Here is a 19,178-nt window from a genome sequence, read left to right as displayed (position 1 = left end):
CGGCGGATTCTACCAGCTTGTAGTGGGCGCCGTTATAACAGGTTCTTTAGTTGATATAGCATTTCGATAGCTTGGCGCGGGGTCATGTCGTCCAGTTGCAGCTTGCCCAGCTTCTCGATGGCCGGGTGTGGCAGGCTGGCGAACAGATCGCTCTGGTGCGGCACCTGTGGCACATCCCTGGCCTTTTCGGTCGGGACTTGCTCATGCGGCAGGCTGGTGGTTTCCAGGCGCGCCAGGTGTTCGCGAGCACGCTGGATCACCGCACCCGGCACGCCGGCCAGTTGTGCCACGGCCAGGCCGTAGCTCTGGCTGGCAGGGCCAGGCAGTACATGGTGCAGGAACACGATGCGCTCGTTGTGCTCGGTGGCATTCAGGTGCACGTTGGCCACCAGCGGCTCGCTTTCCGGCAGCACGGTGAGCTCGAAATAGTGAGTGGCGAACAGTGTATAGGCGCGCAGCTGGGCCAGGCGCTCGGCGGCAGCCCACGCCAGCGACAGGCCGTCGAAGGTGCTGGTGCCGCGGCCCACTTCGTCCATCAGCACCAGGCTGCGGTCGGTGGCGTTGTGCAGGATGTTGGCGGTTTCGCTCATCTCGACCATGAAGGTCGAGCGCCCGCCGGCCAGGTCGTCGCTGGAGCCGATGCGGGTGAAGATGCGGTCGACCAGCGACAGCTCGCAGCTGGCCGCCGGCACGAAGCTGCCAATGTGCGCCAGCAGCACGATCAGGGCGGTCTGGCGCATGTAGGTAGATTTACCGCCCATGTTCGGGCCGGTGATGATCAGCATGCGCGTGCTGTTGTCCAGGCCCAGGTCGTTGGCCACGAACGGCGTGGTCAGTACCTGCTCCACGACCGGGTGGCGGCCTTGCTCGATGCGCAGGCACGGCTCGTCGATGAAGCGCGGGCAGTTCAGGTCGAGGGTCAGCGCACGTTCGGCCAGGTTGCTGAGCACGTCCAGTTCGGCCAGGGCGGCGGCGCTGTCCTGCAGCGGTGCCAGGTGGCTGATCAGGGTTTCCAGCAGGGTGTCGTAGAGCATCTTCTCGCGGGCCAGGGCGCGGCTCTTGGCAGACAGCGCCTTGTCCTCGAACACTTTCAGCTCGGGGGTGATGAAGCGCTCGGCGCCCTTGAGGGTCTGGCGGCGAATGTAGTCGCCCGGCGCCTGCTCGGCCTGCTTGGTGGGCAGCTCGATGAAGTAGCCGTGCACACGGTTGTAGCCGACCTTGAGGTTGGCAAGGCCGGTGCGGGCTTTTTCTCGGGCTTCCAGGTCGATCAGGAACTGGCCGGCGTTTTCGCTGATCGCCAGCAGCTCGTCCAGCTCGTTGTCATAGCCGGTCTTTAACACGCCGCCGTCGCGGATCACCGCCGGCGGGTTGTCGATGATCGCCCGCTCCAGCAGGCTGGCCAGCTCCGGGTAGGTGCCGGTGATGGCTGCCAGGCGCGCCAGATGCGGCGCCTCCAGCTCGGTCATGGCGTTTTGCAGTTCAGGCAAGGCGCCCAATGCATCGCGCAGGCGCGCCAGGTCACGTGGGCGGGCATTGCGCAGGCCGATTCGGGCGAGGATCCGCTCGATGTCGCCAATTTCTTTCAGCTGCGGCTGCAGCTTCTCGAAACGGTAGCTGTCGAGCAGGCAGCGAATCGAGTCCTGGCGTGCTTGCAGTACCTTGAGGTCGCGCAACGGGCGGTTCAGCCACCGGCTCAGCAGGCGGCTGGCCATGGCAGTCTGGCAGCGGTCGACCACCGATTGCAGGGTGTTGTCACGCCCGCCCGCCAGGTTGACGTCCAGCTCCAGGTTGCGACGGCTGGCGCCATCGAGGATGACCGTGTCGTCCAGGCGCTCGTGGCGCAGGCTGCGCAGGTGCGGCAGGGCGGTGCGCTGGGTTTCCTTGGCGTAGGTCAGCAGGCAGCCGGCGGCGCCGATGGCCAGGGTCAGCTTGTCGCAGCCAAAGCCCTTGAGGTCCTTGGTCGCAAACTGCTGGCACAGGGCCTTGCGTGCCGAATCGCGGTCAAAGTCCCACGGCGCACGGCGGCGGGCACCGGGGCGTTTCTCGGCAGGCAGGTCGCGCGGCCAGTCGTCCGGGATCAGCAGTTCGACCGGGTTCAGGCGCTCAAGCTCGGCCAGCAGGTTCTCCCAGCCTTTGATTTCCTGCACGCTGAAATTGCCGCTGGTGATGTCCAGTACGGCCAGGCCGAACAGGCGTTCGTCACCGAGCAGCGCAGCAATCAGGTTGTCGCGACGCTCGTCCAGCAGCGCCTCGTCGCTGACCGTGCCTGGGGTGATGATGCGCACCACCTGGCGCTCCACCGGGCCTTTGCTGGTGGCCGGGTCGCCAATCTGTTCGCAGATCACCACCGATTCGCCCAGCTTGACCAGCTTGGCCAGGTAGCCTTCCAGCGAATGGAACGGAATCCCGCACATGGGGATGGACTGGCCGGCCGATTGACCCCGTGCGGTCAGGGTGATGTCCAGCAGTTTTGCGGCCTTCTTTGCGTCTTCGTAGAAGATTTCGTAGAAGTCGCCCATGCGGTAGAACATCAGCTGGTCCGGGTGCTGATTCTTCAGCTTCCAGTACTGCTGCATCATCGGGGTGTGTGCGGAAAGATCTGAGATTGCTTTATTCATCAAAGGCTTAGAAAGTAGGTCTCAACATTGTGGGGCAAATTGGGGCGTTCCGTGTTGCGTGCGCGGCGCCGAGACCCACCTGATTTTTCAAGCCGCATAGGGTACCACGGCAACCGCACGGGCAGCACCTGCACGTCCTGGCAGCGATCAGGGTTGAAGTGAGGGCATATTGACAGCACGGCGTCCCCATGGAGAATTGGCGGCTTTTTAACATCAGGGAAGACCTGCCGGAATCAACTGCGGTGGCGTGTGACCCAATAAACAGTTATTGCAGTCGGGTTGATTAAAGCAGTGAGCGGAATTCGTTTTGATGTCGATGCAGTTTTTTGCATTTCTCTCGATACCCGGGGTGACCGGCGTAAGCTATTCACAGAGACTATCGGTCAGCAGCTGGACAATGAGGTGGTTTTTCATGTCGTCCAGAAAAACAGCGATCCCGCGCGTGGTTGCTACGAGTCGCATCAGCAATTGGCTCGCCATGCGCTGGAAAACGGCCTGGATAGAATTTTGATTTTCGAGGACGATGCCAAGGCCTATGAATTTACGGCTACCCGGGTTCGCTGGGTAAACCGCTTCATGCAGAAGCGGCCCTTCGAGGCTCTGCACCTGGGCTACTCCATGGGGCGGACGTGGCTGACCTGGTTTCCGTTTATCGCCAGGGGGAGGGTGGTCGCGTTGCACGCCTATGTGTTGTCGCGCCAAGGCTGCCGGATCCTGGCCGAGACGCCCTACGATGGCACGCCGGTGGATGTGGTGGTCAAACACAGGATCCGCCAGCATTGCGTATTCCCCATGATGTTCCGCCAGCATGCTGCCGCTGTTACCGGCAGTGATCTGGAACAGGTGGTGCGCAATGAAGATGAATGGTGGGAGCGCAACTGGGCCAAGCATCGTCGTTCACCGGCGAAGAACATCTGGCGCACCGTGCTTCGGTTGAACTTCTGATATGACCGAATGGCTCAGGCTTGCGCTGTGCCGGCTGTACAGGCACAAGCCTGTCGAAGTCGAGCGCGTGTTTGTCGGCGAAATCGTCATTTCACGGCAGGCCTGCTGCCGTTGTGGTCGCAGGCTTCGCGAGCTGGCCGAATATCAGTGAAACACACAAGCTGGTAGGGTAGGTGCAGCCTTTCAGGAGCCCGACATGGACCCGATCACCACGCTTGCCACCCGCCTGGGTGAACACCTGCGCCGTTTCAATGCACAGGTGGCTACCGCCGAATCCTGCACCGGCGGTGGCATTGCCGAAGCCATCACCCGTATACCTGGCAGCTCGGCCTGGTTCGAGGTTGGCTACGTGACTTATTCCAACGCCCAGAAAACCCGCCTGTTGGGCGTGCCCGAGGCTTTGTTCGGCCAGGTGGGCGCGGTCAGCCAGGACGTGGTCGAGGCCATGGTCCGAGGGGCCCAGGCCGCCAGCGGCGCGCGGTTTGCCGTGGCGGTAAGCGGTGTGGCCGGGCCCGACGGTGGTTCGCCGGCCAAACCGGTAGGTACGGTGTGGCTTGCCTGGGGTGACGGCAACCGGGTGTTCAGCGAGCGCCGCCAGTTCGACGGTGATCGCGAAGCTGTGCGCCGACAGACGGTGATCGCCGCGTTAGACGGCTTGTTACAGCTTGGTGCCGAGTAAATCGACGACAGGGGTTTGCGCGAGCGCCTGCCTGTGGAATAATACTGGCTACTTATACAGGTATTGCGGCCATCAGGGCCAAGTCGAACACGTGAGGATTTCAATGGACGACAACAAGAAGCGCGCCTTGGCTGCGGCCCTGGGTCAGATCGAACGCCAATTCGGCAAAGGCGCGGTCATGCGCATGGGTGATCAGGAGCGCCAAGGCATTCCTGCCATTTCCACCGGCTCGCTGGGCCTGGATATTGCGCTGGGCATCGGCGGCCTGCCAAAAGGCCGTATCGTCGAGATCTATGGCCCGGAATCGTCGGGTAAGACCACACTGACGCTGTCGGTCATCGCCGAAGCCCAGAAGAACGGTGCCACCTGCGCCTTCGTCGACGCCGAACACGCCCTCGACCCTGAGTACGCCGGCAAGCTGGGCGTCAACGTCGACGACCTGCTGGTCTCGCAGCCGGACACCGGCGAGCAGGCCCTGGAAATCACTGACATGCTGGTGCGCTCCAACGCCGTTGACGTGATCATCGTCGACTCCGTGGCCGCGCTGGTGCCCAAGGCTGAGATCGAAGGCGAAATGGGTGACATGCACGTGGGCCTGCAGGCTCGTCTGATGTCCCAGGCGCTTCGCAAGATCACCGGTAACATCAAGAACGCCAACTGCCTGGTCATCTTCATCAACCAGATTCGTATGAAGATCGGCGTGATGTTCGGCAGCCCGGAAACCACCACCGGTGGTAACGCCCTGAAGTTCTACGCCTCGGTTCGTCTGGACATCCGCCGTACCGGTGCGGTCAAGGAAGGCGACGAGGTGGTCGGTAGCGAAACCCGCGTCAAGATCGTCAAGAACAAGGTCTCGCCGCCGTTCCGTCAGGCCGAGTTCCAGATTCTTTACGGCAAAGGTATTTACCGTAACGGCGAGATCATTGACCTGGGTGTGTCCCAAGGCCTGGTCGAGAAGTCGGGTGCCTGGTACGCCTACCAAGGCAACAAGATCGGCCAAGGCAAAGCCAACGCTGCCAAATACCTGGCCGAGAACCCGGCTATCGGTGCCGAGATCGAGAAGCAGATCCGTGAAAAGCTGCTGAAAGCCGGTGCTGCCGCTGAAGCCAGCAAGGCTGCAGCCGTTGATGCCAGTGCCGACGATGTGGCCGACGCCGAAGCCGGTTATTGATTGCGCGGTAGATAGCCAACATGTCCGCCGTACTCGACACCCCCGTCGCCATTCGGCGGACAGCCATGGACCTGCTCGCGCGACGTGAGCACGGTCGCGTCGAGCTGACGCGCAAGTTGCGCCAGCGCGGCGCTTCGGATGAGCTGATCGAGCCTGAACTCGACCGGCTCGCCGAAGAAGGGCTGCTTTGCGAAGCCCGCTACCTCGAAAGCTTCATCAGGTACCGTTCAAGCGCTGGCTACGGCCCTTCGCGTATTCGCGAGGAGCTGGGCCAGCGTGGCCTGGCGCGTGCTGATATCGAGCAGGCATTGCGCGAGAGCGAGGTGGATTGGCGCGAGCGCATGCGTGACGTCTGGCAGCGCAAGTTTGCCGGGCAGCGCCCGCAGGATCCGCGCAGCCGTGCCCAGCAAACCCGGTTTCTGGCTTACCGGGGTTTCCCCATGGACATGATCGGCCGCCTGCTCAGCGGGCGTGATCTCGACGATTACTGACCATTGCTGAAATGCTGGGGCCGCTCTGCGGCCTTTCGCGACACAAGGCCGCTCCTACAGGTATTCGCGATCGTCTGTAGGAGCGGCCTTGTGTCGCGAAAGGGTCGCAGAGCGGCCCCAAACAGGCGACACCTATTAACTGACCTTCAACGCCTCCCTGGCCCGCTGCGTGGTATGCATTGGCTGAGGCTTGGCCCAGTTCTCCGACAAGTTGATGAAATCCACCAGCTCGCGCAGCCGGCCCTGGTCGCGGCCATTGAAGGCGAACGACAGCCGGGTCAGGTGGTTGAAGTTGCCCACTTCATGTTCGGCACTGCTATCCGCTTGCTGGTGATATTTGCCACTCAGGCGCAAGTCGGCAAAGCCTTCCTGAATATCAAATAGCGCTGCTTCGCTGAGTGGGTGGTGCATGCGGATCACGAACTGGTTTTTCAGCCAGCGGCTGGAGTGGTAGTTGCTGTAGAACTGGTTGATTTCCTCTACCGCCTCGTCGGCACTGTGCACCAGGCGCACCAGCTTCAGGTCGCTGGGCAGGATATAGCGGTTTTCTTCCAGTTGGCGGCTGATGAAGTCCAGGCAGTCACGCCAGAAACTGCCGCCGGGCGAGTCCAGGAGCACCACCGGTACCAATGGGCTCTTGCCGGTCTGGATCAGTGTCAGCACTTCCAGCGCTTCATCCAGGGTGCCGAAACCGCCCGGGCACAGCACCAGGCCATCCGCCTCTTTGACGAAGAACAGCTTGCGGATAAAGAAGAAATGGAAGGGCAACAGCTTGTCGGTGCCGTCCACGGTCGGGTTGGCGTGTTGCTCGAAGGGCAGGGTGATGTTGAAGCCCAGGCTGTGGTCGCTGCCAGCGCCTTCGTGGGCGGCAGCCATGATGCCGCCGCCTGCACCGGTGATGACCATCAGGTCGGAGCGCGCCAGGGTGGCGCCCAACTCGCGGGCCAGGGCGTACATCGGGTGCTCCAGCGGGGTACGCGCCGAGCCGAACACAGTCACCTTGCGCCGGCCCTTGTAGCGCTGCAGCGTGCGGAACGCCTGGTCCAGTTCGCGTAGGGCCTGCAGGGTGATCTTGGCGCTCCAGCGGTCACTGTCGTCATGGGCCATGCGCAGGACGGTCAGCATCATGTCGCGGTACAGCGGCAGGTTGGGGCTGTTGGGGGCCACCAGTTGCAGTTGTGCGTCGATGTTGCTCAGGTCGATATTGTTGTCACGGAAGTGGCTGAATAGCAGCTCATTCGCTTGGTAAGGCATGCAACGTCTCCTTCTGCACCAATACCTCTGACCTCAATCTAGACCCTCGCGCCGAATCGTGCCGGGCTGTTTCGCGCAGCCGCCCGTCGGTATGTGGCCACTGCAAGCAGGGGTTTGGTTAACTGGTAAAGCGAAACGTATCGATGCAGGAGGTGGCGGTATGCATCGCTTGACCATCGAGGTGGACCGGCAGCTCTATCAGCAGCTGGAGAGTGCGGCTCAAGTGCATCACTTGAGCCTTGAGGATGAGTGCTGCCGCAGGTTGGCGGGGTTAGAGTGCCAGTCGCGCTACCTGCAGGCGTTGTTGGCCGAGATGCGCGCCGATGCCGCCGAAGGGCACTGGCGCGCCCGCGAGGAGGAGAAAGTGTAGCTAGAAAGCCGCTGTCACTTCTTTTTCTTGTTGCCGGCCACGCAGCTGGCACTGTCGAAGGCCTGGTCCATGATTGGCTGGTTGGTCTTGTACACCGTGAAGCGGTAGACCATGACCGCGCCCTTGGACATCAGGTTGCGGAAACCGCTGTTGCGACAGACGCTGTCGCCCAGCTGGCTGCGTACCTGCTCGGGATTGGCCTGCATGCGCTCGGCGTGGCTCGGGCGTACGCTCAGGTGGTTGACCAGCGCCTTGCCTTCCACCGTGTAGCCTTGGTCGAGGATGTCCTCGTTGATGGCGCGTGGGGTACCGACGCTGCTTTCTCTTGCGACCTTTTGCAATGTCGTGTTCAGGTCGTAATCCTGCTTGGAGGCTGCCTGGGCTGCCAGGGGCAGAGCGAGTAGCAGGCTCAGGGCGGGGACGATAAGGCGCAGCATGAATCTCTCCTGGTTCGATGACTGGCGCTTTGACATGCGCAGGTCGACGGCGTTCAGTTAAAGTCGCGCAGGCGCGAGCTTCGGGCACGGTAGGTGTCGATTATAAGGGGCGCCTTGCCAGCTGCACAGTAAATGCCCTCTGTTCTGCTAAACTGGCCGCCTTGTTTTTTCCGAGTCATCCTTGTGCCCATTTCGTACCTGTCCAGAGGCCTGCCGGCATGAGCCACGCGGTAGCGCGCCTGCGCGCCGAACGCCTGGCCCGCAGCAACAAACCTTTCATCGCCCGTGGCTCGCGTGCCGAGCGCTGCCCGGATTGCCGGGTCATCGCCACCCATTGCCTGTGTGCCTGGAAGCCTCGGGTGCAGGCCGAGTCGGGCGTGTGCCTGCTGATGCATGACACCGAGCCGTTGAAGCCGACCAACACCGGCTGGCTGATTGCCGACCTGATCCAGGACACCTGGGCCTTTGGCTGGCTGCGCACCTCGGTCGACGAGCGCTTGCTGGCCTTGCTGGACGACCCGCACTGGCAGCCCTATATTGTCTTCCCCGGTGAATTTGTGGCCGAGCAGCGGGTGGTCAGCGAGGTGGCGCGTGAGCCGGGCAAGCGCCCGCTGTTCATCCTGCTGGATGCCACCTGGACCGAAGCCCGCAAGATGTTCCGCAAAAGCCCGTACCTGGACCGCTTCCCGGTGTTGAGCCTGCAGGCCGAGCAGATGTCGCGCTATCGCCTGCGGCGCTCCAAGCGCGACGATCACTTCTGCACGGCAGAGGTCGCAGCCATGTGCCTGGACCTGGCCGGCGACAGCCAGGCCTCGCAGGCGCTGGATGCCTACCTGGATGTGTTCAGCCTGCATTACCTGAGCGGCAAGCGGCGTCTCCCGCTGGATGATCAGGACGACACCCACCAGCGTTTGCATACCTTCCTATAGTCCAAGGGGCACAACCCCCGCTTTGGTTCATAATGACAGGGCTGGCAGCCAGGGTGGGCGAGACGGCAGGGCAATGGCTTGACCACCCTTGACCGTGCTCGGCATCCTTGGCGCCGATTCCCCGCCGGGCGCTTCTCAATCCCCCGAGCGCCTGGCATAGAACAGGATCCTTTGATCGATGGCCACTTACGAAATCCTGATTGCCGATGACCACCCGCTGTTCCGTGGCGCCCTGCGCCAGGCCGTTACCCTTGGCCTGGGCCCGGATGTGCGCCTGGTCGAAGTCGCAAGCATTGCCGAACTGGAAACCCGCCTGAGCGAAAAAGCCGACTGGGACCTGGTACTGCTGGACTTGAACATGCCGGGTGCTTATGGTTTTTCCGGGCTGGTGCTGCTGCGCGGGCAATACCCGCAGATCCCCGTGGTGATGGTGTCGGCGCAGGAAGAGGCCGCCGTGGTGGTCAAGTCCCGTGAGTTTGGCGCCAGTGGCTTCATTCCCAAGTCCAGCACCCTGGAAGTGATCCAGGACGCCGTGCGCAAGGTGCTCGATGGCGAGGTCTGGTGGCCGCCGCAGGCGTTCGAAAAGGTCGATGTCTCGGCCGAAGCCAAGGCCGCCAGTGAAGGCCTGGCCAGCCTCACGCCGCAGCAGTTCCGCGTGCTGACGATGGTCTGCGAGGGCTTGCTGAACAAGCAGATTGCGTATGAGCTGAGTGTTTCCGAGGCCACCATCAAGGCGCATGTGACTGCGATTTTCCGCAAGCTGGGCGTGCGTACCCGTACCCAGGCCGCGCTGCTGCTGCAACAACTTGAATCGGTTGCGAGCAACTGACTGCGCGTGGCTTCACGCTTTTTTGACCCGTGCCGGTCTAGTCTGCTGGCCTTTCTGTTGTTAAGTGACCCACATGACATCGCCATTCAAGGGCCAGACCGGCCTTAAACGCATCTTCAACGCCGCCGGTTACTCGCTGGACGGCCTGCGCGCCGCCTTCAAGGGTGAGGCCGCATTCCGCCAACTGGTGCTGCTCAACGTGCTGCTGATCCCGATCGCCTTCTGGCTGCCGGTCAGCCGTGCGGAGCGGGCGATCATGATCGCGGTGTGCTTGTTGGGGCTGATCGTCGAGCTGTTCAACTCGGCGGTGGAGGCGGCCATCGACCGCATCTCGCTGGAGCGCCACCCGCTGTCGAAAAACGCCAAGGACATGGGCAGCGCCGCGCAACTGGTGGCACTGACCATGGTGGCGCTGGTGTGGGGCGTGATCCTGCTTTAAGCGATTGGCGGCAGCACGATTTCGTCACTGCGGGTATAGCCCGCAGTGAAGTTGCGGCACAGTTCCAGAAATTCGCGCATCGCCGAGGTCTGGTACTTCTGTTTGTGCCAGATGAAGTAGAACTGGCGCATCAGGTCCAGTTCCGGCGTTTCTACCGGTACCAGGCTGCCTCGGCGGAAGGCGTCACGCAGCGCCAGGCGCGAGATACAGCCAATGCCCAGGCCCGATTCCACCGCGCGCTTGATCGCTTCGGTGTGTTCCAGCTCCAGGCGGATGTTGAGGTTTGCGCGGTGATGGCGCATGGCCTGGTCGAAGGTGAGGCGGGTGCCGGAGCCTTGCTCGCGTAAAATCCACGCCTCTTGCGACAGGCTTTCGATATCGGCACGGCCCAACTTGGCCAGCGGATGCTGCGGCGCACAGAACACCACCAATTCGTCCTCGACCCACGGCTGCACTTCCAGGTCGGGGTGGTTGCAGTCACCTTCGATTAGACCCAGATCAATTTCGTAGTGCGCGACCTGTTGCACGATATGCACAGTGTTCTGCACATGCAGCTTGACCTGGCTTTCCGGGTGGGTCTGCATGAAGCTGCCGATCAGCAGGGTGGCCAGGTAGTTGCCGATGGTCAGCGTGGCGCCGACCGCCAGCGATCCGAAGCCGGACTTGCCATTGAGCAGGTCTTCGATTTCCTTGGCCTGGTCGAGCAGGGCCACCGCCTGTGGCAGCAGTTGATGGCCCAGGGCGTTGAGGGCCAGGCGCTTGCCGGCACGGTCGAACAACTGGCAGCTCGATTGGCGCTCCAGTTCGGTGATGGAAGTGCTGGCGGCCGACTGCGACAACGCCAGCAGGCTAGCGGCCCGGGAGACGCTTTGGTGCTGTGCGACGGCGACGAAGACTTGCAGTTGACGGAGTGTGAATCGCATATCGATATAACCGATAACACATATCTTGATAATCCAGTTAACAGATATTGTCGCTGCCCCTAAACTATCGCGCAACTGCGCGTTTTGCGCGCCGCGTTTTTCTTCAGGAGCCCCATCGATGAGCAACATGAACCACGAACGTGTCCTCAGTGTGCACCACTGGAACGACACCCTGTTCAGCTTCAAGTGCACCCGCGACCCGGGGCTGCGCTTCGAGAACGGTCAGTTCGTGATGATCGGCCTGCAGCAGGAAAGCGGCCGTCCGCTCATGCGTGCCTATTCCATCGCCTCGCCGAACTGGGAAGAGCACCTGGAGTTCTTCAGCATCAAGGTGCCGGACGGCCCGCTGACCTCGCAGCTGCAGCACCTGAAGGAAGGCGATGAGATCATCATCAGCAAGAAGCCTACCGGTACCCTGGTACTCGACGACCTGAACCCGGGCAAGCACCTGTACCTGCTGAGCACCGGCACTGGCCTTGCGCCGTTCATGAGCGTGATCCAGGACCCGGAAACCTACGAGCGCTTCGAAAAAGTGATCCTGGTGCACGGCGTGCGTTACGTGAACGAAGTGGCCTACCGCGAGTTCATCACCGAGCACCTGCCGCAGAACGAGTTCTTCGGTGAATCGGTCCGCGACAAGCTGATCTACTACCCGACCGTTACCCGCGAGCCGTTCGAGAACCAGGGCCGCCTGACCGACCTGATGCGCAGCGGCAAGCTGTTCAGCGACATCGGTCTGCCACCGATCAACCCGCAGGACGACCGTGCGATGATCTGCGGCAGCCCGAGCATGCTCGACGAGACCAGCGAAGTGCTGGACAGCTTCGGCCTGAAAGTCTCCGCCCGCATGCGCGAGCCGGGCGACTACCTGATCGAACGTGCCTTCGTCGAGAAGTAAGGCGCAGGCTGGTACAAGAAGGCGACCCTCGGGTCGCCTTTCTTATGCCTGTGATTTTTGCATTGCTTGTGCCGGCCTCATCGCCGGCAAGCCAGCTCCCACAGGTACTGCACAGGGTTCAGGAGCTGTGCAGTACCTGTGGGAGCTGGCTTGCCGGCGATGAGGCCGGCCCCTATTCGACGCGAGTTTCGCCGCTGTACACCAGAATTTCCCGGCAGCGTTTGCACAGGTACCGACGCCCCTGGCGCACCAGCTTGTGCCGCTGTGCGGTAAACGGGAAATCACCCTGCGGGCACGGGCAGCGGTAGATGTAGCGGGTTACCACGCGTCGTTGCACTTCATAGTTGTGGCAACGGTTGGGTGGCAGCTCATACACCCCGCGCATGATCAGTTGCCACTCTTCGCCATGAGCCTGGATGCGGTCGCCAAACAGCTGGTGGGCCACCAGGTGCGCCACTTCGTGGGCAACGGTCTGGCGCAGGAAGTCTTCCTGGTTTTCCCGGTAGAGCTGCAGGTTGAAGCGCAGCAGGTTCTCGTGCAGGTGGGCGACGCCGGCTTTTTGCCCGCGCAGCTTGAAGCTGACTTCCGGGCGCGAGAAAGGGCGTTTGAAAAAGGTTTCGGCTTGCTGGTAACAGGTTTCGACGCGTTGTTTGAGCAGCTCGGGCATGGTGGGGCGGTTCTCCTGACCCGGCATTATGCCGCAAGCACCGGCGGCCTGCCGAGCCACCGGTCAGCGCACAGCCAGAGGCCGCCTTGCGGCGGCCCCTGGTTGATGCCCCAGTGTTGGTTAAGTCTGTTCTAGTTGGTGTAGACGGGCCCCACGCCCAGTCCCCAGATAATTACCGTGGCGGCCATGATCGCCACCAGCACCACAAGGCCCACCGCCAGCACGGAGCTGGAGAACAGGAAGCCTTCGTCGGACGGTATGTTCATGAACGTCGGCAGGCCGACATACAGCAGGTACACCGTGTAGCAGATGGCGGCAGTGCCAATCAGCATGCCCAGCCACAGGTGTGGGTACAGGGCCGCCAGGCCGCCGATGAACAGTGGTGTGGCGGTGTAGGTGGCAAAGGCGATGCACTGCGCCATCGACGGATTGGCGTCGTAGGTGCGGGCCATCCAGTGGATGAACGCGCCCATCACCGCCACCCCGCCGAGCATGGCAAGGTACGACATGATGCTCATCCAGATGGCGCTTTCCATGGTCAGCATGACCGCTGGCCGGTCCCCGATTACCCAGCCAACCTGGGTAGTGCCGATGAAGGCGGAAATGGCAGGGATTGCTGCCAGGATCAAGGTATGCGTCAGGTACATGTGGCTGATGGTTTCGTCTTCGCCACGAATTTCCCGCCATTCCTGATCGGGATGGGTAAACAGCCCCACAACGTGATGAATCATGCCGATCACTCCTCTCAATGTTGCCAAACGCCCCCCAGATGGAGCGCAAGCGGCCCGAGGCCCGAAACACCGATGCAAGCGGTAATGTGGCCTTATGTCGCAGTATAGGAAGCGGTTACCGGCATGAACCGTGCTTTTTAGAGCAAATTGCGCTGTCGGCGGGGCTGTTGATTACATCGAAGTCTTTATCGGAATGCCTACAGCGATGCTGCGTTTGTGCGTAAAATAGCCGGCTTTTGTCACACCTCGCGGATCCAAGCGCTATGGGCACCCTCTCGGTCAACCAGAACAAACTGCAAAAACGCCTGCGTCGTCTCGCCGGCGAAGCCATCACCGACTTCAACATGATCGAGGATGGCGACAAGGTCATGGTCTGCCTGTCCGGCGGCAAGGACAGCTACACCATGCTCGACGTTCTGTTGCACCTGCAGAAGGTGGCACCGATCAAGTTCGAGATCGTCGCGGTGAACATGGACCAGAAACAGCCGGGCTTTCCTGAGCACGTGCTGCCTGCGTACCTCAAGGAGCTGGGCGTCGAGTACCACATCGTCGAAAAAGACACCTATTCGGTGGTCAAGGAACTGGTACCCGAGGGCAAGACCACATGTTCGCTGTGCTCGCGCCTGCGCCGTGGCACCCTGTACACCTTTGCCGACGAAATCGGCGCCACCAAGATGGCGCTGGGGCACCACCGCGACGACATCGTCGAAACCTTCTTCCTCAACATGTTCTTCAACGGCGCGCTCAAGGGCATGCCGCCGAAGCTGCGCGCCGACGACGGCCGCAACGTGGTGATCCGCCCGCTGGCGTACTGCAGCGAGAAGGACATCCAGGCCTACTCGGACATGAAGGAATTCCCGATCATCCCGTGCAACCTGTGCGGCTCTCAGGAAAACCTGCAGCGCCAGGTGGTCAAGGACATGCTGGTGGAATGGGAGCGCAAGCACCCGGGCCGTACCGAGAGCATCTTCCGTGCCCTGCAGAACGTGGCGCCGTCGCAACTGGCCGACCGCAACCTGTTCGACTTTACCAGCCTGAAGATCGACGAGAACGCAACGCCGCGCTTCCTCGACGTGCTGAACATCTGAGCCCATGCGCGACTATCAGTGGCTGCATGAGTACTGCCTGAACCGCTTTGGCTCGGCCCAGGCACTGGAGGCCTTCCTGCCGCAGCCGCGCACGTCGGCGCAGCTGCAGGGCATCAGCGACGACCGCTACTTGTCGACACTGGCCCTGCGCGTGTTCCGCGCCGGGCTCAAGCACAGCCTGGTGGATGCCAAGTGGCCAGCGTTCGAGCAGGTGTTTTTCGGTTTCGACCCGGAGAAGGTGGTGCTGATGGGCGCCGAGCACCTTGAGCGGCTGATGCAGGACGAGCGCATCATCCGCCACCTGGGCAAGCTCAAGAGCGTGCCGCGCAACGCGCAAATGATCCTCGACGTGACCAAGGAAAAGGGCAGTTTCGGCGCCTTCATCGCCGACTGGCCGGTGACCGACATCGTCGGCTTGTGGAAGTATCTGGCCAAGCACGGCAACCAGCTGGGCGGGTTGTCGGCGCCGCGTTTTTTGCGCATGGTCGGCAAGGACACCTTCATCCCTACCGATGACATGGCGGCGGCGTTGATCGCACAGAAGGTGATCGACAAGCAGCCGACCAGTCAACGCGACCTGGCGTTGGTGCAGCAGGCATTCAACCAGTGGCATGCAGAGAGTGGGCGGCCGCTGTGCCAGTTGTCGGTGATGCTGGCGCATACCGTCAACCATTGAGATTGTCGGGGCCGCTGTGCGGCCCATCGCCGGCAAGCCAGGCTCCCACAGGTATTGCACAGCATTCAGAACCTGTGAGGACTTTGTGGGAGCTGGCTTGCCGGCGATTGGGCTGCAGGGCAGCCCCCGAATTCAACTCCCTTCGCCCGCCATGCGCCGCTCATGCTGGAACTTCCAGCGCACATACAGCAGCCCGGCAATGAACAACCCCAGGCTCACCAGCACTTCAACCCAGCCAAACATCGCCCGCGCCGGGTCGAACGCCGCCAGCACGCCCTTGATGAAATAGATATTCACCACGAAACAGGCCCAGGCATGTGCCCGGGCGCTGCCTGTCAGCATGCCCGGCAACAGCAGCAGCAGCGGTACCAGTTCGATCGCCAGAATCACCCCGACTCGCGCCCCATGCAGGTTGGCGAACCACAGGTTGTTCACCACCAGCAGGGCGATCAGGCCGAAGAAGAACGCCAGGCTCAGCGCCCGCGTCAGGCGCAGGCGCGGTGCCAGCCACTCCAGTGGCGGCAACACCTTGGGCTTTTTAGCCACGCGCGGCCTCCAGGGCCTTGGCCGTGGTCGCCAGGCGTTGGCCCAGGGCGCGGCACAGGGCGATCTCGTGCTGATCGAGTTCACGCTTGCCATCAGCACCCGCATGGTGGCTGGCGCCGTAAGGGGTGCCGCCGCCGCGGGTTTCCAGCAAGGCCGACTCACTGTACGGCAGGCCCATCACCAGCATGCCGTGGTGCATCAACGGCAACATCATCGACAGCAGGGTGGTTTCCTGGCCACCGTGCAAACTGGCGGTAGAGGTGAACACACCCGCCGGCTTGCCGACCAGTTCACCACCCAGCCACAGGCTACTGGTGCCATCCAGGAAATACTTCAGCGGCGCCGCCATGTTGCCGAAGCGGGTCGGGCTGCCCAGTACCAGGCCTGCGCAGTGGCGCAGGTCGTCCAGGGTGGCGTACAGCGCCCCACTGGCCGGAATGTCCGGGGCCACCGCTTCACATTCGGTAGAGATAGCGGGCACTGTGCGCAGGCGTGCCTCCATGCCGGCCAGTTCGATGCCGCGGGCGATGTGCCGGGCCATTTCGCTGGTCGAGCCATGGCGGCTGTAATACAGCACCAGGATGTAGGGGGCGCTCACGGCAGGATCTCCAGCACTTTTTCGGGCGGGCGACCTACCACGGCCTTGTCGCCGGCAACCAGAATCGGCCGTTCGATCAGTTTGGGGTGCTGAGCCATGGCCTCGATCAGTTGCGCGTCGGTCAGTGCCGGGTCGGCCAGGTTCAGCGCTTTGTATTCGTCCTCGCCGGTACGCAGCAATTGGCGTGGGGCAAGGCCCAGCTTGTCGAGCAGTGCCTTGAGTGTGGCGGCGTCGGGCGGGGTTTCCAGATAGCGCACGATGGTCGGCGCCAGCCCACGGGCTTCGAGCAGTTCCAGCGCGCCGCGGGATTTCGAGCAGCGCGGGTTATGATAGAGCGTCAGGTCAGTCATGTCGGGTCGCATCCAGCTGGGTGTGGCGGCTATTCTAACCGCAGCGACTGACCAATTTGCTTTAAAACTCGAGAAGGATTGACCCATGGCAAGGCGTCTGGCAGCAGTACTGGCCATCACCGCGAGCCTGTTGCTCGGTGGTTGCGGTGCCGATTATGGCGTGGACCAACACGGTAATACGGTTAAGGCCGAACAGATCGAAGGGCACTGGCTGGTGCTCAACTATTGGGCCGAATGGTGCGGGCCGTGCCGTACCGAAATCCCGGAGTTGAACGCGGCGGCCAAGCAGTGGGCGGCCGATGGTATCAAAGTGGTGGGGGTGAACTTCGATGGCTTGCAAGGGCAGGACTTGAAACAGGCCTCTGAAACCCTGGGCATCGGTTTTACCGTATTGGCCCAGGACCCGGCCGAGCGCTATGACCTGCCGCGCAGCGAGGCGTTGCCGGTCACCTACATCATCGATGACAAGGGCAAGGTGCGTGAGCAATTGATGGGCGAGCAGACCCTGGAAGGGCTGCAGGCCAAGATCAAGGCCCTGAAAGGCGCCTGATGCAGTTGGGGCCGCTTTGCGGCCCTTCGCGGGCACGCCCGCTCCCACAGGGGGGACGCGACAAACTGTGGGAGCGGGCGCGCCCGCGAAGGGCCGCAAAGCGGCCCCGGCAATCCTCAGCCTTCCTCAGGCCAGAACCGCAGTGGCTTGCCCTCGGCCGGCCAGAAGCGCATCTGCTCCACCGGCGACACATCCCAGCGCTCTACGGTTTCCAGCGCCTGCAAAAAGCGCTTTTCCTGCTCCATCAACGCCGGCGCGCACAGCTTGCGGGTCTTGCCGACCTTGCCGAAGCTCAGGCGCTCGCCCTCCAGCGTATACGGCGCAAACCAGTGGTTGCAGCCGCCATTGCCGTAGGCGCGGCCGTCGCTGGCCAGGGTGAGGGTCAGGTGGCTGTAGTCGATCAGCGGGCGTTCGCCAATCCACTCCAGCACGTAGCTGCGCTCCTGTTGCAGCTTTGAAGGTTGTGCGGCGCAGCCGAGCAGGCCGGTGGCAATCAGCACGCCGGTCAGCAGATTCTTCACTCGGCGCTCTCCTGGCAACGCGGGCACAGGTGTTTTTCGCCACGGCTGGCCCAGCCGAGTTCGGCAATGCGTGCGCTGGCGGCCGGCTGCCGGGCTTTCTTGCCCAACTTGGCGTCCACGGCAAATTCGAAATCCAGCACGGCGTCGCAGCTGTCGCACTCGACCTGCCAGGTAAGGATTTCCAGTTCGTTGAACACCGGTCCGCTGGCCACGGCGACCCACTGGCCGCGCGGGTTGATCAGGTGGCGCACGCTGTCCACGGTCAGTCGCATGGACAAGTCCTTGCTGCCCTTGAGGGTCACCAGCAGGGTGTCGCCTTTATGCATCGAGCCGCCGTTGCCGGTGACCTGATAGCGGCCCGGCACCAGTGCACGGCACTCGATCAGGGTGTGTTGCGGGTTGAAAAGGGTGTAGCGGAAATCGTGCTCGACCATGGGTCCTCCAGAAATGCCGCGTATCCTAGCACTAACCCATTACCAGATTCTGTGGATTGCCTGCCGCCCAGCGGTTGATGTTGTCCAGCGTGGTCGCGGCAATGGCGTCCAGCGCCTCGCGGGTGAGGAAGGCCTGATGGGCAGTGATGATCACATTGGGGAAGGTGAGCAGGCGGGCCAGTACATCGTCCTGCAGGGGCAAGTCGGAGCGGTCCTCGAAGAACAGCTGGGCTTCTTCTTCGTAGACGTCCAGGCCCAGGTAGCCAAGCTGGCCGCTTTTCAGCGCGTCGATCAGAGCCGGGGTGTGGACCAGTGCGCCACGGCCCGTATTGATCAGCATGGCGCCGTGCTGCAGTTGGGCCAGGCTTTGTGCATTGATCAGGTGCCGGGTGTGCTCGGTCAGCGGGCAGTGGAGGCTGATGATACGGGCTTCGCGCAGCAGCTCGGGCAACGTCAGGTAGCGGGCGCCGAGGGCCAGCAGTTCCGGGTTGGGGTACGGGTCATAGGCCAGCAGTTGGCAGCCGAAGCCGGCCATGATGCGGGCGAAGGCGGCGCCGATCTGGCCGGTGCCGACCACGCCGACGGTTTTGCCGTGCAGGTCGAAACCGGTCAGCCCGTGCAAGGTGAAGTCGCCTTCGCGGGTGCGGTTGTAGGCCCGGTGCAGGCGCCGGTTGAGGGCCAGGATCAGCGCCACGGCGTGTTCGGCCACGGCGTGTGGCGAGTAGGCCGGCACGCGAACCACGGCAAGGCCGAGGCGCTGGGCAGCGGCCAGGTCGACGTGGTTGTAGCCGGCCGAACGCAGGGCGATCAGGCGGGTGCCGCCTTCGGCCAGGCGCTGGAGCACCGGGGCGTCGAGTTCGTCATTGATGAAGGCACAAACGGCTTCGTAGCCACTGGCCAGGGCGGCGGTGTCGAGGGTCAGGCGGGCGGGCTGGAAATGCAGCTCCAGCGCGCTGCCATTGGCGGCCTGGGTGAAACTTTCCTGGTCGTAATGCTGGCTGCTGAACAACAGGACGCGCATGGTAAGGCTCCTC

The 19,178-nt window shown here is 62.5% G+C and carries 25 protein-coding genes; 13 read left to right on the top strand and 12 right to left on the bottom strand.

Going from position 1 to position 19,178, the window contains the following annotated elements:
- Positions 1-32: 32 nt before the first annotated feature.
- The gene (gene mutS, locus N805_RS16475; RefSeq protein WP_026034550.1) at positions 33-2,606 is read right to left on the bottom strand and encodes a DNA mismatch repair protein MutS; all 2,574 of its coding nucleotides are present in this window, start codon (positions 2,604-2,606) and stop codon (positions 33-35) included.
- Positions 2,607-2,909: 303 nt separating this feature from the next.
- Here mutS and N805_RS16470 point away from each other — a divergent pair, with 303 nt between their 5' ends.
- From N805_RS16470 to recX, 5 genes are all read left to right on the top strand, one after another.
- Positions 2,910-3,563, top strand: a complete 654-nt coding sequence (locus tag N805_RS16470) for a hypothetical protein (RefSeq protein WP_026034551.1) — start codon at positions 2,910-2,912, stop codon at positions 3,561-3,563.
- Position 3,564: 1 nt separating this feature from the next.
- Positions 3,565-3,714 carry a hypothetical protein gene (locus tag N805_RS30810; RefSeq protein ID WP_019472214.1) on the top strand — a complete coding sequence of 50 codons (150 nt, stop codon included), beginning with the start codon at positions 3,565-3,567 and terminating at the stop codon, positions 3,712-3,714.
- 45 nt (positions 3,715-3,759) lie between these two features.
- On the top strand, positions 3,760-4,242 hold the full coding sequence (locus tag N805_RS16465; RefSeq protein ID WP_019472215.1) for a CinA family protein: 483 nt from the start codon (positions 3,760-3,762) through the stop codon (positions 4,240-4,242).
- A 103-nt stretch (positions 4,243-4,345) separates the two neighbouring features.
- Positions 4,346-5,413 carry a recombinase RecA gene (gene recA / locus N805_RS16460; protein WP_019472216.1) on the top strand — a complete coding sequence of 356 codons (1,068 nt, stop codon included), beginning with the start codon at positions 4,346-4,348 and terminating at the stop codon, positions 5,411-5,413.
- 20 nt (positions 5,414-5,433) lie between these two features.
- Complete coding sequence (recX, locus tag N805_RS16455) at positions 5,434-5,904, top strand: recombination regulator RecX (protein ID WP_019472217.1); 471 nt, start codon at positions 5,434-5,436, stop codon at positions 5,902-5,904.
- 135 nt (positions 5,905-6,039) lie between these two features.
- On the opposite strand, the gene N805_RS16450 is transcribed toward recX, so the two are convergent.
- Positions 6,040-7,158, bottom strand: coding sequence for an LOG family protein (locus N805_RS16450; protein WP_019473855.1), 1,119 nt, complete (start codon positions 7,156-7,158; stop codon positions 6,040-6,042).
- 160 nt (positions 7,159-7,318) lie between these two features.
- Between N805_RS16450 and N805_RS16445 the strand changes: the two genes are divergently transcribed.
- Positions 7,319-7,528 carry a hypothetical protein gene (locus tag N805_RS16445; RefSeq protein ID WP_019473854.1) on the top strand — a complete coding sequence of 70 codons (210 nt, stop codon included), beginning with the start codon at positions 7,319-7,321 and terminating at the stop codon, positions 7,526-7,528.
- Between the two features lie 14 nt (positions 7,529-7,542).
- Here the strand turns inward: N805_RS16445 and N805_RS16440 are convergent, their stop codons facing one another.
- Positions 7,543-7,965 carry a quorum-sensing-regulated virulence factor family protein gene (locus N805_RS16440; protein ID WP_019473853.1) on the bottom strand — a complete coding sequence of 141 codons (423 nt, stop codon included), beginning with the start codon at positions 7,963-7,965 and terminating at the stop codon, positions 7,543-7,545.
- Between the two features lie 218 nt (positions 7,966-8,183).
- Between N805_RS16440 and N805_RS16435 the strand changes: the two genes are divergently transcribed.
- From N805_RS16435 to N805_RS16425, 3 genes are all read left to right on the top strand, one after another.
- Entirely contained in the window at positions 8,184-8,894 is a 711-nt protein-coding gene (locus N805_RS16435) for a tRNA-uridine aminocarboxypropyltransferase (protein WP_019473852.1), read from the top strand.
- Positions 8,895-9,072: 178 nt separating this feature from the next.
- Complete coding sequence (gene erdR / locus N805_RS16430) at positions 9,073-9,723, top strand: response regulator transcription factor ErdR (protein WP_003252375.1); 651 nt, start codon at positions 9,073-9,075, stop codon at positions 9,721-9,723.
- Between the two features lie 73 nt (positions 9,724-9,796).
- Entirely contained in the window at positions 9,797-10,162 is a 366-nt protein-coding gene (locus N805_RS16425) for a diacylglycerol kinase (RefSeq protein ID WP_010952700.1), read from the top strand.
- Here the strand turns inward: N805_RS16425 and finR are convergent.
- Complete coding sequence (finR, locus tag N805_RS16420) at positions 10,159-11,085, bottom strand: LysR family transcriptional regulator FinR (RefSeq protein ID WP_016485245.1); 927 nt, start codon at positions 11,083-11,085, stop codon at positions 10,159-10,161. The two genes, N805_RS16425 and finR, sit on opposite strands and share 4 nt — an antisense overlap.
- Positions 11,086-11,203: 118 nt before the next feature.
- Here finR and fpr point away from each other — a divergent pair, with 118 nt between their 5' ends.
- Positions 11,204-11,983, top strand: coding sequence for a ferredoxin-NADP reductase (gene fpr / locus N805_RS16415; RefSeq protein WP_016501130.1), 780 nt, complete (start codon positions 11,204-11,206; stop codon positions 11,981-11,983).
- Between the two features lie 172 nt (positions 11,984-12,155).
- On the opposite strand, the gene N805_RS16410 is transcribed toward fpr, so the two are convergent.
- Positions 12,156-12,650: a SprT family zinc-dependent metalloprotease gene (locus tag N805_RS16410; RefSeq protein ID WP_019472623.1), complete on the bottom strand. Its 495-nt coding sequence runs from the start codon at positions 12,648-12,650 to the stop codon at positions 12,156-12,158.
- 131 nt (positions 12,651-12,781) lie between these two features.
- Positions 12,782-13,381: a Yip1 family protein gene (locus N805_RS16405; RefSeq protein ID WP_019472622.1), complete on the bottom strand. Its 600-nt coding sequence runs from the start codon at positions 13,379-13,381 to the stop codon at positions 12,782-12,784.
- A gap of 263 nt (positions 13,382-13,644) precedes the next feature.
- Here N805_RS16405 and ttcA point away from each other — a divergent pair, with 263 nt between their 5' ends.
- Together ttcA and N805_RS16395 are read left to right on the top strand one after the other, a co-directional pair.
- The gene (gene ttcA / locus N805_RS16400; protein WP_019472621.1) at positions 13,645-14,469 is read left to right on the top strand and encodes a tRNA 2-thiocytidine(32) synthetase TtcA; all 825 of its coding nucleotides are present in this window, start codon (positions 13,645-13,647) and stop codon (positions 14,467-14,469) included.
- 4 nt (positions 14,470-14,473) lie between these two features.
- On the top strand, positions 14,474-15,145 hold the full coding sequence (locus tag N805_RS16395) for a DNA-3-methyladenine glycosylase I (RefSeq protein ID WP_019472620.1): 672 nt from the start codon (positions 14,474-14,476) through the stop codon (positions 15,143-15,145).
- Between the two features lie 132 nt (positions 15,146-15,277).
- Here N805_RS16395 and N805_RS16390 read toward each other — a convergent pair whose 3' ends face one another.
- The 3 genes from N805_RS16390 to arsC are packed head-to-tail and all read right to left on the bottom strand — an operon-like array spanning position 15,278 to position 16,639.
- A complete protein-coding gene (locus N805_RS16390) occupies positions 15,278-15,691 on the bottom strand; it encodes a DUF2069 domain-containing protein (RefSeq protein WP_019472619.1) in 414 nt (137 codons plus the stop codon).
- Positions 15,684-16,289 carry an NAD(P)H:quinone oxidoreductase gene (gene wrbA / locus N805_RS16385; RefSeq protein ID WP_016501124.1) on the bottom strand — a complete coding sequence of 202 codons (606 nt, stop codon included), beginning with the start codon at positions 16,287-16,289 and terminating at the stop codon, positions 15,684-15,686. Before wrbA ends, N805_RS16390 begins: the two co-directional genes overlap by 8 nt.
- Entirely contained in the window at positions 16,286-16,639 is a 354-nt protein-coding gene (gene arsC / locus N805_RS16380) for an arsenate reductase (glutaredoxin) (RefSeq protein ID WP_019472618.1), read from the bottom strand. The genes wrbA and arsC overlap by 4 nt, the downstream gene beginning before the upstream one ends.
- An 85-nt stretch (positions 16,640-16,724) precedes the next feature.
- Between arsC and N805_RS16375 the strand changes: the two genes are divergently transcribed.
- On the top strand, positions 16,725-17,189 hold the full coding sequence (locus N805_RS16375) for a peroxiredoxin family protein (protein ID WP_019472617.1): 465 nt from the start codon (positions 16,725-16,727) through the stop codon (positions 17,187-17,189).
- Positions 17,190-17,305: 116 nt separating this feature from the next.
- Here N805_RS16375 and N805_RS16370 read toward each other — a convergent pair whose 3' ends face one another.
- From N805_RS16370 to N805_RS16360, 3 genes are read right to left on the bottom strand one after another with little or no spacing between them, the layout of a single operon-like run.
- Positions 17,306-17,710 (bottom strand): META domain-containing protein, encoded by a 405-nt coding sequence (locus N805_RS16370; RefSeq protein WP_019473078.1) that lies wholly within the window; start codon positions 17,708-17,710, stop codon positions 17,306-17,308.
- Positions 17,707-18,144 carry a hypothetical protein gene (locus tag N805_RS16365; protein ID WP_016501120.1) on the bottom strand — a complete coding sequence of 146 codons (438 nt, stop codon included), beginning with the start codon at positions 18,142-18,144 and terminating at the stop codon, positions 17,707-17,709. Before N805_RS16365 ends, N805_RS16370 begins: the two co-directional genes overlap by 4 nt.
- A gap of 31 nt (positions 18,145-18,175) precedes the next feature.
- Positions 18,176-19,165, bottom strand: a complete 990-nt coding sequence (locus N805_RS16360; protein WP_019473077.1) for a 2-hydroxyacid dehydrogenase — start codon at positions 19,163-19,165, stop codon at positions 18,176-18,178.
- Between the last annotated feature and the right edge of the window lie 13 nt (positions 19,166-19,178).

This window comes from Pseudomonas putida S13.1.2 (genome assembly GCF_000498395.2).
GTDB lineage: Bacteria > Pseudomonadota > Gammaproteobacteria > Pseudomonadales > Pseudomonadaceae > Aquipseudomonas > Aquipseudomonas putida_Q.
The sequence above is the reverse complement of the archived record's forward strand: the minus strand, read 5'-3'. Positions and strand labels throughout refer to the sequence as shown.